We start from the raw sequence: 12,173 nt of genomic DNA on the forward strand, positions 1-12,173 counted from the left end.
ACATGACCTGGTCGATCATTGCGCGAGACCCTGCCACCGGCCAGTTCGGCATTGCAGTCGCGACCCGCTTCTTCGCTGTCGGCGCCCGCGTGCCCTACATTGCGGCCGGCCTCGGCGCGATCGCGACCCAGGCCTTCGTCAATCCCTATTACGGCATCGACGGCGTCAAGCTGCTGCGCGAAGGCCTCAACGCCCATGACGTGCTCGCCGCGCTGCTCGCGACAGACGACGGCCGCGAGAGCCGGCAAATCCATATCATGGATGCGAGCGGTGCGATCGCCGCGCATACCGGACGCGACTGCGTCGACTGGTGCGGCCACATCGCCGGCAGCGGGTTCTCGATCGCCGGCAACATGCTCGCCGGCGCCGATGTGCTCGCCGAGACGGCGAAGACCTACATCGCCAATGACAGCCTGCCCTTCCCGCGCCGTCTGCTCGCAGCAATGCGCGGAGGCGAAGCCGCCGGCGGCGACAAGCGCGGCAAGCAATCGGCTGCGCTGCTGATCCACGGCGAGGAGGAATGGCCGGCGCTGGACATCCGCGCCGACGACCATCCCGATCCACTCGGGGAGCTCGAACGGCTCGAACGGGTCAGTCACGAGCTCTGGGTCCATTTCCGCCCGTCCATGCCGACCCGGAAGAACCCGGCCGGCAACACCGATCGCAGCGTCATCGAGGCCAGCATCGCCGCGACGCGGGCGAGACAAGCATGAGCGCTCTCATCGAGATCAGGGACCTTCGTATCCGCTTTCATGGCGACGACGGCCGCATCACCCACGCCGTCGACAGCGTCGATCTCAGCGTCGCCAATGGCGCGACGCTCGGTCTCGTCGGCGAATCCGGCTGCGGCAAGAGTGTGACGTCGCTGGCGATCATGGGCCTGCTGCCGAAGCAGACGACCGAGATTACTGGCGCGATCCGCTTCGACGGTTTCGACCTGCTGAAGACCCCGGACCAGACCCTGCGGGATCTCCGCGGCAACCGGCTCGCGATGATCTTTCAGGAGCCGATGACGTCGCTCAACCCGAGCTTTACGATCGGCGACCAGATCATCGAGACGATCCTGCGCCATCGCGGCGGCTCGCGGAAAAGCGCGCGTGAACGGGCCATCGAGCTGCTGCGCCGCGTGCACATCCCCTCGCCCGAGCGACGCATCGACGAATATCCGCACAAGCTCTCCGGCGGCATGCGCCAGCGCGTGATGATCGCGATGGCGCTGGCCTGCGATCCGCAGCTCCTGATCGCGGACGAGCCGACCACCGCGCTGGACGTCACCTTGCAGGCGCAAATCCTGGAGCTGATGCGCGAGTTGAAGGCGGCCAGCGGCGCCGCCATCATCCTGATTACCCACGATCTCGGCGTCGTCGCAGAAGTCTGCGACGAGGTCGCGGTGATGTATGCCGGCGAGATCGTCGAGCGCGCGCCGGTCGACGAATTGTTTTCAGCGCCGCAGCATCCCTACACCGTGGGCCTGCTTGGCTCGATCCCGCGCCTCGACCATCGCGCCGAGCAGCTGGCGACCATCGAAGGCATGGTACCGAACATGGCGCAGCCGCCCGCCGGCTGCCGCTTCGCCGCGCGCTGTCCGTTCGTGTTGGAGGCCTGCACCAGGGCGCCGCCGCCGCTGACAAACGTCAGCCCGGACCACGTCTCGCGCTGCATCCGCGCACCGCTCGAACTCTTGGTGTCCTGATGGCGCTGCTCGAGGTCAACGGACTGGTCAAGCACTTCGTCGCAGAGCGCTCGCTGTTCGGCCGGGCGCGGGCGCATGTCAAAGCGGTCGATGGCGTGACGTTCTCCCTCGAGGCCGGCAAGACTCTCGCCCTGGTCGGTGAATCCGGTTGCGGCAAATCCACTGTCAGCCGCCTGGTGCTGCGGCTGATCGAGCCGGATGCAGGCAGCGTGCGGTTCGACGGCCGCGATCTGCTCTCGCTCGATGCCGATGCGCTGCGCAAATTCCGCCGCGAGGCGCAGATCATCTTTCAGGATCCTTACGCATCGCTCAATCCGCGCATGACGGTTGCGCAGATCCTGACCGAACCGCTGGCGCTGCACGATCTCGTTCCACCGGCGCAGCGGCCACAGCGCGTCGCGGAGCTGCTGCGGCTGGTCGGGCTCGAGNGCGCTATCCGCACGAATTCTCCGGCGGCCAGCGCCAGCGCATCGCCATCGCCCGCGCGCTTGCGGTCGAGCCGAAGCTGATCATCTGCGACGAGCCGGTCTCGGCGCTCGACGTCTCGATCCGTTCGCAGATCCTGAACCTGCTGCGCGAGCTACAGGACAGGCTTGGCCTCGCCTACATCTTCGTCTCGCATGACCTCGCCGTGGTCAAACACATCGCCGACCGCATCGCGGTGATGAATCTCGGCTGCATCGTCGAAGAGGCCGACGCAGACGAATTGTTCGCCCAGCCCCGCCACCCCTATAGCCGCGCTCTGCTGTCGGCGATCCCGCTGCCCCAGCCTCACGCCAAGCGGGCGAAGGTCGTGCTGCAAGGCGAGATCCCGAGCGCGCTCAATCCGCCGTCGGGTTGCCGCTTCCACGCCCGCTGCCCCTTCGTGATCGACCGCTGCCGCACCTCAGCGCCAGCGCTGGTGGCCGACGGCGCGGGCCACGCCACCGCCTGCCACCGCGTCAGCGAGCTACCCCCGGCCGACACGATACTGCCCGCAGCGGCCGGATTTTCGCCGGCACTGGCAAAATTAGTCGCGGCCTTCAGCCGAAAGACGGAAGGCGCGAACCCGGCCGGTGTTGGTATACAGAGTGCAAGGCCACCAACGACGTAGCCGGAGCAATGGGGACTGTCCGATGAAGATGTTTCGCCTGGCCGCGACGGCTGCCGTCGCCCTGCTGACCCTTGGAGCCGCGCAGGCTCAGACCACGCTGCGGATTGGGCTTGCCGAGGACCCTGACATTCTCGATCCCACCATGGCGCGGACCTATGTCGGCCGCATCGTGTTCGCCGCCTTCTGCGACAAGCTGTTCGACATCGACGAGAAGCTGAACATCGTGCCGCAGCTCGCGCTGTCGAGCGAGACCGTCGATGATGGCAAGGGCCTCATCATCAAACTCCGGCCCGGCGTGAAATTCCACGACGGCGAGCCACTCGATGCGGACGCCGCCAAATTCTCGCTGGAGCGTCACCTGACCCTATCAGGCTCGTTCCGCAAGCCGGAGCTCGCCTCGGTCGACCACATCGACGTCGTCGATCCCCTCACCATCAAGCTGGTGCTGAAGTCGCCGTTCTCGCCGCTGCTCGCCCAGCTCACGGACCGCGCCGGCATGATGGTGTCGCCAAAAGCGGCAAAGGAAGCCGGCGACAAGTTCGGCCTGCACCCGGTCTGCGCCGGCCCCTACAAATTCGTCGAACGCGTGCAGCAGGATCGCATCGTGTTCGAGAAGTTCGCCGACTACTGGAACAAGGACAACGTCTTTATCGATCGGATCGTGTTCCAACCCATCGTCGACGCCACCGTGCGGCTGGCGAATTTGAAATCAGGCGGCCTCGATCTGATCGAGCGCGTGCTCGCCACCGACCTCAAGGAGGTGCGTAGCGATTCACGCCTGAAGGTCGCGACCGCCATCGAGCTCGGCTATCAAGGCGTCACGCTGAACATCGGCAAGGACAAGGCCAAGGGCCCGCTCAGCCAGTCCGCCAAGGTGCGGCAGGCGCTCGACCTTGCCATCGACCGCGAGGCGATCAACCAGGTCGTCTTCAACGGCGAGTTCCAGGTCGGCAATCAATGGGTCAATCCTGATCACCGCTACTATCAGAAATCCCTTCCCGTCCGGGCCCGCGACGTAGAGAAGGCCAAGGCCCTGCTGAAGGAAGCCGGCGTGAAGCCGCCGGTCAGCGTCGATTTCCTGGTGCCGAAGGGCGCGGAAAACGAAACACCGGCGCAGATGATCCAGTCAATGGCCGCAGAAGCCGGCTTCGACATGAAGATCCGCGTGACCGAGTTCGCGACCGGGCTCAAGCAGGCCGAGACCGGCGATTATCAGGCCTTCTGGCTCGCCTGGAGCGGCCGCATCGATCCCGACGGCAACAGCTTTATCTTCCTGCACAGCAACGCGCCCCAGAATTACAGCGACTGGAACAATGCGCAGGCCGACAAGGCCCTGGAGGACGCGCGGCTCGTGACCGACCCGGCCAAGCGCAAGGCCAGCTACGAAATCCTGGCCAGGCTGGCCCAGGACGAAGAGCCCATCCTCTATCTCTACCATCGCCGCATCATCATTGCCCACACCACCAAGCTCGAGGGTTACAAGCAGATGCCCGACGGCCTCGTGCGCGTCGTCGGCCTCAGGCTGAAGTGACGCCAAGCGGATGCTGAACTTCCTCGCCCGCCGGCTTGCGCAGATCGTCCCGACGCTGTTCTTCGTGTCGGTGCTGATTTTCTCGCTGCAGCAATTGCTGCCGGGCGATCCTGCACTGGTGATGGCGGGCGAAGAACGCGATCCTGCCGTGATCGAACAGATCCGGCACCAATACCGGCTCGATCAACCCGTCCCCGTGCAATACATCTACTGGATCAAGGGCGTCCTTGTCGGCGACTTCGGAGAATCCCTTCGCAACAAGATGCCGGTGCGCGAGCTGATCGCGCAAAAGCTGCCGGTGACGCTGCAGCTCGGCGCCATGGCCATCATCATCGCCTTCCTGATCGGCATCCCCGCCGGCATCGTTGCGGCCGTGAAGAAGGGGACGGCCTGGGACTACGGTGCCAATTTCTTTGCGCTGTGGGGCATCTCGACGCCGAACTTCTGGCTCGGCATCATGCTGATCTTCCTGTTCTCGATCGAGCTCGGCTGGCTGCCTGCCTCCGGCTATGTGCCGCTGACCGAGAACTGGCGCGCGAGCCTTGCCGCCACCATCATGCCGGCTTTCGTGCTCGGCAACGCGATCGCCGCGATCCTGATGCGGCATACCCGTAGCGCCATGCTGCAGGTGCTGGAGAGCGATTATGTACGTACCGCGCGCGCCAAGGGCCTGTCCGAGCGCTCGGTGATTCTCAAGCATGCGATGCGCAATGCGCTCACGCCCATCATCACGCTCGGCGCGCTCGAACTCGGCACGCTCTTGTCCGGCGCCGTGCTGACCGAGCAGATCTTCTCCATTCCCGGCTTCGGCAAGCTGATCGTCGACGCCGTGTTCAACCGCGATTATGCCGTCGTGCAGGGCGTGGTGCTGGTGACCGCCACGGTCTACATCACGCTCAATCTGGTCGCCGACCTCGCCTATATCCTCGTCAATCCGCGGCTGAGGGGCTAGGCCATGACCGCCGTGCTCACGACCACCCCCATCACTGATACCGGCGAGCTGGACAGCCCGGCGCGCCGGGCGCGGCGTCGCCTGTTCAAGCGCAAGGCGGCGGTTGCGGGCCTTGTGGTCCTCATCGTTTTCATCCTGCTCGCGCTGCTGGCGCCTCTGCTCGTGCCCTATGATCCAATCGCAACGGGCTGGAGCCTGGTGCGCAAGCCGCCGACGACCGCGCACTGGTTCGGCACCGACGAGCTCGGCCGCGACATCCTGAGCCGCGTCATCTATGGCGCACGCGCCTCATTGCTGGCCGGCCTGATCTCGGTTGCGATCGCGCTCGGCATCGGCGTTCCTCTTGGCCTGGTCTCCGGCTATCGCGGCGGATTCGTCGATGCGCTGATCAGCCGGATCACCGATGCGATGCTCGCCTGTCCATTCCTGATCCTGGCCATTGCGCTGGCCGCGTTCCTCGGCCCGAGCCTCGGCAATGCCATGATCGCAATCGGCATCTCGGCGACGCCGGTCTTCATCCGCCTCACCCGTGGCCAGGTACTGAGCGTCAAGGCCGAGGACTATGTCGAGGCTGCTCGCGCGCTCGGCAATCCGGACTGGCGGATCGCGGTCTCCCACATCCTGCCGAACATCCTGCCCGCGCTGCTGGTCCAGGCGACCTTGTCGATCGCCGCAGCGATCATCGCGGAAGCCGCCCTGTCGTTCCTCGGGTTAGGCCAGCAGCCGCCATCGCCGTCCTGGGGCAGCATGCTGAATGCGGCGCAACGCTTCCTGACCCAGGCGCCCTGGATGGCGATCTGGCCGGGGCTTGCGATCTTCCTCGTGGTGCTGTCACTGAACCTGCTCGGCGACGGCTTGCGCGATGCGCTGGACCCACGGCAGCGTTAGATCACCACCTCACGCATCACGCGGCGACAATCCATCTCATATTCCAGGTCGACCACCGGCGGCCGCGCAAAGTGCCAGGTCAGGCCCGAGCGCAGCGCGCCGCGCCGGACCAGCTCGTCGACCAGCGCATGATGGAAGTCGTGCACGGAATAGGCCTGCACGCCGGTGGTGTGCTTCCAGCCGAAACCGAATGCCGCCATCCGGTTCTCCATCTGCGAGGTCGTCGTGAAGCGCACCTTCTCGCGCAGGCCTTCCGGGCTGAGGTCGCGATAGCGCACGGTACGTTCGACATAACTGCCGCTGCCTTCGCGCGCCTCGGCGCCACCGGCGATCACGAAGGACGGCGCCTTCGAAGTCGTCGGACGCGTGAACGAGAACGCATAGAACGACGGCTCCGCGGGCGGATCGATTTCCGGACAGACATTGCTGCGCGCCACCGGATTGGTGCTGCCGTCGAAGATGCCCCACTCCGACAGTGTCTTCACATAGTGCAGGTTGAAGGCGCGAAAGCCTTCCTCGCTGAAGGCGGCCGGCGAGCGCAGCTCGCAGGCGCAGAAAGCCGTCAGCGGACGTCCTTGCGCCTGGATGTAGTTTGCAGCCAGCGCAAACCCGTCGGCAAGCGGCACCAGGCGATCGAACCTGACGCGCTCGATCTCGTAGCCGTCGTCGGCAGCAGCACCAGCAGAATACTGGAACACGGAGGGGATGAACCGGTAATTTCCGGCAGAGAATTCACGCGTCATGTCTAACCCTAATCCAGCTGGATGCGAATGCCTTTGGCGCCGTTGAGCAGGCGTCTCAAGTGAAAGCCGGCGAGCGGATCGTCGGCGTGCATCCCGACCAGCGCGGCGAAGGCCGGCATCGCGGCGGCGTCGCCCGCCTCCATCCTTGCAAATGCCTCGGCATATTGTGCCGTCGCGGGCGCATCAAACTTGTCCTGCGGCAGCGGCTCGAACGCGCGCAGCGGCTCGCTGCGTCCGCGCAGCATCAGATCACCCACCGGGCGCCCCTGAAAGTTCGCCGCCGCCTCGGCGACACTGGAGCTGACGCAGATGCGGGTGCCGAGCTGCTTGTTGGCGGCCTCCAGCCGCGCCGCGATGTTGATGGTGTCCCCATAGGCGGTGTAGTCGAAGAAACGATTGCCGCCGAAATTGCCGACCAGCGCGGCCCCTGCGTGAATGCCGATACGGGTTGTGCCGAAATTCACGCCCCTGGCCTTCTGGCGCACGCAAAAATCCTGCGCCCAACGGTCGAGATCGTGCGCGCAGGCCACCGCGCGCGTCGCATAGTCGGGCTGATCGCCGGGCGCATTGAACAGCACGTGGATCGCATCGCCGATGATCTTGGCAACCGTCCCCTCATGCGCGAAGATCACTTCGGTCATCCCGCCGACATATTCGTTGAGGAGCCCGCCCAATGTCTCGGGCGCTGCGCTCTCGACCAGCGATGTGAAGCCGGTGATATCAGTGAATATGACGGCGACATCGCGCCATTGCACCTCGATACCCTCGCTGTCGCTGCCTGCCGCCAGGCGTTTGGCGAGCTCGGGCGAGAAGTGGCGCGACAGCGCGGCGTGGGCCCGTTCGGCTTCGGCCTGACGGCGCCGCACCTCGCGTAGCATCTCGATGTGGCGAAGCGTCTTCTCGATCGTCGTTTCGAGGTCGGCAAAGTCGATCGGCTTGGTGAGGAAATCGAACGCGCCGCGGTTCATGGCGGTGCGGATATTGCTCATATCGCCATAGGCCGAGACGATGATGGTCGACTTCTTGTCCTCGGCTTCCTGAAGCTTCTGCAACAGCGACAGCCCGTCCATCCTGGGCATGTTGATGTCCGAGACCACCATGTCGACATGCGGGTTCTGCTCGAGCGACTCGAGCGCCTCGATACCGTCGCGTGCGAACATGATGGCGAGAAGCCCGTCACGGATCTTCCTGCGGAATTTCTGCAGGATCAGCGCCTCGAGATCGGGCTCATCGTCGACGAACAGAATGGTCGGGGTCATGCCGCCTGCTCGAGCCTCGTGTCGATCTGCTGGCGCAGCTGCGCGAAGTCGATCGGCTTGGTGAGGAGCCCGCTGGCGCCGCGCTCGATCGCCTTGCGATGCGTCTCGGCATCACCGTAGGCCGTGATCATGATCACAGGAACATTCGGATGCTCGGCGCGCACCCTGGGCAGCATGTCAAGCCCGCTCATGCCGGGCATGTTGATGTCGGACAGGATCAGGATCAGCGAGGGATCGCGCACCTCGGCGGCACGCTTCAGCGCATCGGGCGCAGAGGGTGCGAACTCCATCTGGAAACGGCCGGCTCGCAGGTCGCGCCGGAATTGCTGCCGGAACAGCGCCTCGACATCGGGCTCGTCATCGACGACCAGGATGTAAACGTTCACGTCTTGCCTCCCGAAGTGCCGCTTGCCGCCATTGCGCGCGGCAGGGTGATGATGAATTCGGTGAAGGCACCGGGTGTGGTGTTCACGTCGATCGTGCCGCCGTGCTGCTTCACGACGATGTCGTGGCTCATGGACAGGCCAAGCCCGGTGCCCTCGCCTGCCGGCTTGGTGGTGAAGAAGGGATTGAACATCTTCTCCTTCACGTCCTGCGGAATACCCGTGCCGTTGTCGCGTATCCGGATCTCGACCTTGTCGCCGAGATTTTTCGTCGATGCGCTCAGGGTCGGCTCGAAGCCGTCGGCTCCGCTCTCCTTGCGCTTGGCCGCCGCATAGAACCCGTTCGAGATCAGATTGAGGAAGACGCGGGTGATTTCCTGCGGGTAAATATCGACCATGCCGGCTGCGGGGTCGAAGTCGCGCTTGAGCGTGACGTTGAAGTTGGACTTCTCGGCCCGCGCGCCGTGATAGGCCAGATTGAGGCTTTCCTCCAAGATCGCGTTGATGTCGGCGGGGCGATGCTCGCCAGAGCCTTCGCGCGAATGAAGCAGCATGTTCTTCACGATGGAATCGGCACGCCTGCCGTGCTGCACCACCTTATCGAGATTGCCCTTGAGCATGTGGGTCAGCTCGTCGACCTCTTCCTTCGCCTTGCTGTCGAGCTGCGCCGATTGCAGAACGTCGTTCAGCTCGTCGATCAACTCCATCGAGAGAGACGAGAAATTATTGACAAAGTTGAGTGGGTTCTTGATCTCGTGCGCGATGCCGGCGGTGAGTTGGCCGAGCGAGGCAAGCTTCTCGGTCTGGACCAGACGGTCCTGGGCGGTGCGCAGATCGTCGAGGGATCGCGATAGCTCTCTGGTGCGCTCCTGGACTTCCTCGAACAGGCGCACATTCTCAATCGCAATTAGGGCCTGATCCGCAAAGGTCGTGGCGAGCTCGATCTGCTTTTCACTGAACGGACGCACGACGTGCCGCGTCAAGACGAAGACGCCGATAGGCGCCCCCTCCCGCAGCAACGGGACACCCAGCATCGTACGCACGTTGGAGCGTCTTCGCGCAGACGAAGGTGCATACTCCGGATCGGCCTGCACATCGGGAATATGGACTGTCCTGCAATCGAGCAGGGTGCGTCCGACGACACTTCCCCGCTCCGGCACGGAAGCAAATGTCCGAAGCTTGTTCTCCTGCTCCGCATCGAGGCCGCAGCTCGCTGCCAGATAAAAGGCGCCATCGCGGGGCCGGAAGATCGTTCCTTCGTCGGCATCGCACAGGCGGGCAGCCGATCCCACCAGCGTGTCAAGCACGGTCTGTAGATCAAACGTCGAACGGCTGATCACCTTCAGCACATCGGCGGTCGCGGTCTGCTGCTGTAGCGCTTCCCGCAATTCAGCCGTCCTCTGCTCGACCTTGTTTTCCAGGTCGGCGTAGGATTCCTGCAGCCGCGAGCCCATGTCGTTGAACTGGTCCGCGAGCCCTTCCAGCTCGTCGCCGGTCTTGATCGAGATGCGCTGGGAGAAATCGCCGCCGCCCATCCGCTCGGCGCCGCTGCGCAGTGCCTGGATCGGGCCGACCATGCGGCGCGCCAGGAAAATCCCCGCCAGCACTGCGAAGATCGAGGCAGCGAGCAGCACGATCGCGAGCCGCTGCAATGAGGCATAGAGCGAGGCATAGGCCTCCTCGACCGGCAGCTCGACGAACATGGTCCAGTGCAGCGGCTCGATCGGGGCCGAGGCGGTCAGAACCTTCTGGCCCTGGATGTTGATCGCCTCCTGAAGCGCATCGGGCATGACGCCGCCGCCGGCCTGCGCTGCGCGGACCTGTGCGAGGCCGGACATGTCGGTATTGCGCAGCACCAGGCTGATGTCGGGATGGGCGATCAGCCGCCCCTCGGGGCCGACCACATAGGCGTGCCCATGCTGGCCGACTTTGATCTGGGAGACGACGTCCCAGATGAGCTTCAAATTGACTTCCGCGATGCTGACCCCGGCATCCTTCCTGGCCCCGGCCAGCGCCAGTGTCATGTAGGGCTCGGACTCGCGGCGAAAATACACCGGTCCGTAATAGACCTTGTGCGCGACGGCTTCGGTGAACTTCGGATCCCCAGACAGATCGATGCCGCTGTCGATCGCGTCCATCGCCAGTCGCGAGACGCGCAGCCGCTCTTTGCCGGTCGAATCCAGCTGGGCGAGCTCGGTGATCGCAGGCACCTGACGCAGCAGCCGCAGCGCATCGAACCGGCGCGGCTCGATCGAACCCCCAGACCAGGGCAGCTGCGTGGTCCAGCCGAGCTGGCTCTCGATCTCCTTGATGAACTGGCTGATTTTGGCGGCGGCCGCCTCGGCCTGCTCGTGCTGGACCCGGATCAGGGCGGCCTTGTGTTCCCTATAGTAGAACAACACCTCGAACAGGCCATTGGTCAGCAGGGCGACCGCGACCACGGCCACGAACAGCGCGACATATTTGGTGAACAGGCGGGTCCTGATCCCTCGCCCCGTCGTGGCGGACCCGGCCGCGCTCGGCAGGGTCCTGGTCTGCGGGGTGTCGGGATGGACGGAAATGCTCATTTCCCCGAGCCTAGCAAGAAGGCCGCAGCTTGTCTCTCGCCACGGCGGGCAAGGTTACTCGATGACCTCGTCGGCAAGTGCAAGCAAGGTCGGGGGAATTTCAAGGCCGGTGGCCTTGGCCGTCTTCAGATTGATCACCAGGGGATAGCGGGTCGGCTGCTCGAATGGCAGATCGCCGGGATTGGCACCGTTGAAAATGCGGGCGACGAGGGCGGCCGCCCGCTCGAAGGATTCCAGCACATCCGCTCCGTAAGACATCAGCCCTCCGTCGCGAGCGAGATCGGCATTTTCGTAGATCGCCGGCAGTTTCCGCTGGACGGCGAATTCGTACACGCGCTTGCGATTGAGAATGGTGAGTGCGTCGGCCACCATCAGGATGCCGTCCGGCGGATCGGCATTCATCACGGAGAAAGCCTCCTCGAAATCATCGGGTTCGCGGACACCTAACGCCTGCACGGACAGCCCGAGCGCCTGGGCAGCCTTCGCGGACGCCTGGTAGCGCATTGTCATGCCGAGGTCGTCCTTGTTCCAGAGCATTGCGACCTTGGTCAATTTCGGCGACATGTCCTTGAGCAGCGACAGCCGCTTGGCGCTGAGTGTCGCTGCGACGTCCGAAATCCCGGTGATTTTGCCGCCTGGATGCGCCAGGCTCTCGATCAGCCTGGTCTCGACGGGATCACCGATGCCACTGGCCGCCACGGTGGGAATGTCGGCCGCTTTGGCCGCCATTGCGGTCGGATAGCCGATGATCACAACGGCATCGACTTTCGCAGCCTTCAGCTCTGCCATCAGCGCGGGGAGCTTCGCGACGTCGCCCGCCGCCCCGCGCGCTTCAATGGCCAGGTTCTGGCCAAGCTTGAAACTGCGCTCGCCGAGCACCTTGATCAGGATCTTGCCGCCAGGACTGGTCTCCGTGATCGGCGCGATCGGCGTCAGCGTGCCCAGACGAAACGTCCTGTCGCTCTGAGCCGCGGCCGAGCACGGCCCCAACAGCGAGACACAGCCGAGCCCTGCCAGGAATTCGCGCCGCCTCATCACGCCTCCCTTGCCCCTGGCGCAATAGC

10 protein-coding genes and 2 pseudogenes are annotated in these 12,173 nt (G+C 64.6%); 7 read left to right on the forward strand and 5 right to left on the reverse strand.

From position 1 onward, the window contains the following. Positions 1-2: 2 nt before the first annotated feature. From AOQ71_RS27480 to AOQ71_RS27505, 7 genes and pseudogenes are all read left to right on the forward strand, one after another. Positions 3-713 carry a DUF1028 domain-containing protein gene (locus tag AOQ71_RS27480; RefSeq protein WP_057753241.1) on the forward strand — a complete coding sequence of 237 codons (711 nt, stop codon included), beginning with the start codon at positions 3-5 and terminating at the stop codon, positions 711-713. Then, positions 710-1,693, forward strand: coding sequence for an ABC transporter ATP-binding protein (locus AOQ71_RS27485; protein ID WP_057753243.1), 984 nt, complete (start codon positions 710-712; stop codon positions 1,691-1,693). Before AOQ71_RS27480 ends, AOQ71_RS27485 begins: the two co-directional genes overlap by 4 nt. After that, positions 1,693-2,121: pseudogene (locus AOQ71_RS48640) on the forward strand (ATP-binding cassette domain-containing protein); the annotation flags it as partial. The gene AOQ71_RS27485 and the pseudogene AOQ71_RS48640, both read left to right, overlap by 1 nt. A 1-nt stretch (position 2,122) precedes the next feature. Next, positions 2,123-2,786 (forward strand): annotated as a pseudogene (locus AOQ71_RS48645) (oligopeptide/dipeptide ABC transporter ATP-binding protein); the annotation flags it as partial. Between the two features lie 22 nt (positions 2,787-2,808). Further along, the gene (locus AOQ71_RS27495; RefSeq protein ID WP_057753245.1) at positions 2,809-4,317 is read left to right on the forward strand and encodes an ABC transporter substrate-binding protein; all 1,509 of its coding nucleotides are present in this window, start codon (positions 2,809-2,811) and stop codon (positions 4,315-4,317) included. A gap of 10 nt (positions 4,318-4,327) precedes the next feature. Next, positions 4,328-5,269: an ABC transporter permease gene (locus AOQ71_RS27500; RefSeq protein WP_057753247.1), complete on the forward strand. Its 942-nt coding sequence runs from the start codon at positions 4,328-4,330 to the stop codon at positions 5,267-5,269. Positions 5,270-5,272: 3 nt separating this feature from the next. Further along, complete coding sequence (locus tag AOQ71_RS27505) at positions 5,273-6,157, forward strand: ABC transporter permease (protein ID WP_057753248.1); 885 nt, start codon at positions 5,273-5,275, stop codon at positions 6,155-6,157. On the opposite strand, the gene cnbZ is transcribed toward AOQ71_RS27505, so the two are convergent. Genes cnbZ through AOQ71_RS27530 form a run of 5 tightly spaced genes read right to left on the reverse strand, consistent with a single transcriptional unit; the run spans position 6,154 to position 12,144 of the window. Beyond that, positions 6,154-6,900 carry a 2-amino-5-chloromuconate deaminase CnbZ gene (gene cnbZ, locus AOQ71_RS27510; protein WP_057753250.1) on the reverse strand — a complete coding sequence of 249 codons (747 nt, stop codon included), beginning with the start codon at positions 6,898-6,900 and terminating at the stop codon, positions 6,154-6,156. The genes AOQ71_RS27505 and cnbZ overlap by 4 nt on opposite strands. 8 nt (positions 6,901-6,908) lie before the next feature. Continuing rightward, a complete protein-coding gene (locus AOQ71_RS27515) occupies positions 6,909-8,159 on the reverse strand; it encodes an adenylate/guanylate cyclase domain-containing protein (RefSeq protein ID WP_057753251.1) in 1,251 nt (416 codons plus the stop codon). Next, on the reverse strand, positions 8,156-8,545 hold the full coding sequence (locus AOQ71_RS27520; RefSeq protein ID WP_057753253.1) for a response regulator: 390 nt from the start codon (positions 8,543-8,545) through the stop codon (positions 8,156-8,158). The genes AOQ71_RS27515 and AOQ71_RS27520 overlap by 4 nt, the downstream gene beginning before the upstream one ends. Then, positions 8,542-11,109: a sensor histidine kinase gene (locus AOQ71_RS27525; protein ID WP_057753255.1), complete on the reverse strand. Its 2,568-nt coding sequence runs from the start codon at positions 11,107-11,109 to the stop codon at positions 8,542-8,544. Before AOQ71_RS27525 ends, AOQ71_RS27520 begins: the two co-directional genes overlap by 4 nt. Positions 11,110-11,163: 54 nt before the next feature. After that, a complete protein-coding gene (locus AOQ71_RS27530) occupies positions 11,164-12,144 on the reverse strand; it encodes an ABC transporter substrate-binding protein (protein WP_057753257.1) in 981 nt (326 codons plus the stop codon). Positions 12,145-12,173: the final 29 nt, after the last annotated feature.

The sequence above is a fragment of the Bradyrhizobium manausense genome (assembly GCF_001440035.1).
In the GTDB taxonomy this organism is placed as follows: domain Bacteria; phylum Pseudomonadota; class Alphaproteobacteria; order Rhizobiales; family Xanthobacteraceae; genus Bradyrhizobium; species Bradyrhizobium manausense.

Coding starts and splice junctions, on each gene's coding strand:
- AOQ71_RS27480 (WP_057753241.1), top strand. CDS start 3: ATGACCTGGTCGATCATTGCGCGAGACCCTGCCACCGGCCAGTTCGGC.
- AOQ71_RS27485 (WP_057753243.1), top strand. CDS start 710: ATGAGCGCTCTCATCGAGATCAGGGACCTTCGTATCCGCTTTCATGGC.
- AOQ71_RS27495 (WP_057753245.1), top strand. CDS start 2,809: ATGAAGATGTTTCGCCTGGCCGCGACGGCTGCCGTCGCCCTGCTGACC.
- AOQ71_RS27500 (WP_057753247.1), top strand. CDS start 4,328: ATGCTGAACTTCCTCGCCCGCCGGCTTGCGCAGATCGTCCCGACGCTG.
- AOQ71_RS27505 (WP_057753248.1), top strand. CDS start 5,273: ATGACCGCCGTGCTCACGACCACCCCCATCACTGATACCGGCGAGCTG.
- cnbZ (WP_057753250.1), bottom strand. CDS start 6,900: ATGACGCGTGAATTCTCTGCCGGAAATTACCGGTTCATCCCCTCCGTG.
- AOQ71_RS27515 (WP_057753251.1), bottom strand. CDS start 8,159: ATGACCCCGACCATTCTGTTCGTCGACGATGAGCCCGATCTCGAGGCG.
- AOQ71_RS27525 (WP_057753255.1), bottom strand. CDS start 11,109: ATGAGCATTTCCGTCCATCCCGACACCCCGCAGACCAGGACCCTGCCG.
- AOQ71_RS27530 (WP_057753257.1), bottom strand. CDS start 12,144: ATGAGGCGGCGCGAATTCCTGGCAGGGCTCGGCTGTGTCTCGCTGTTG.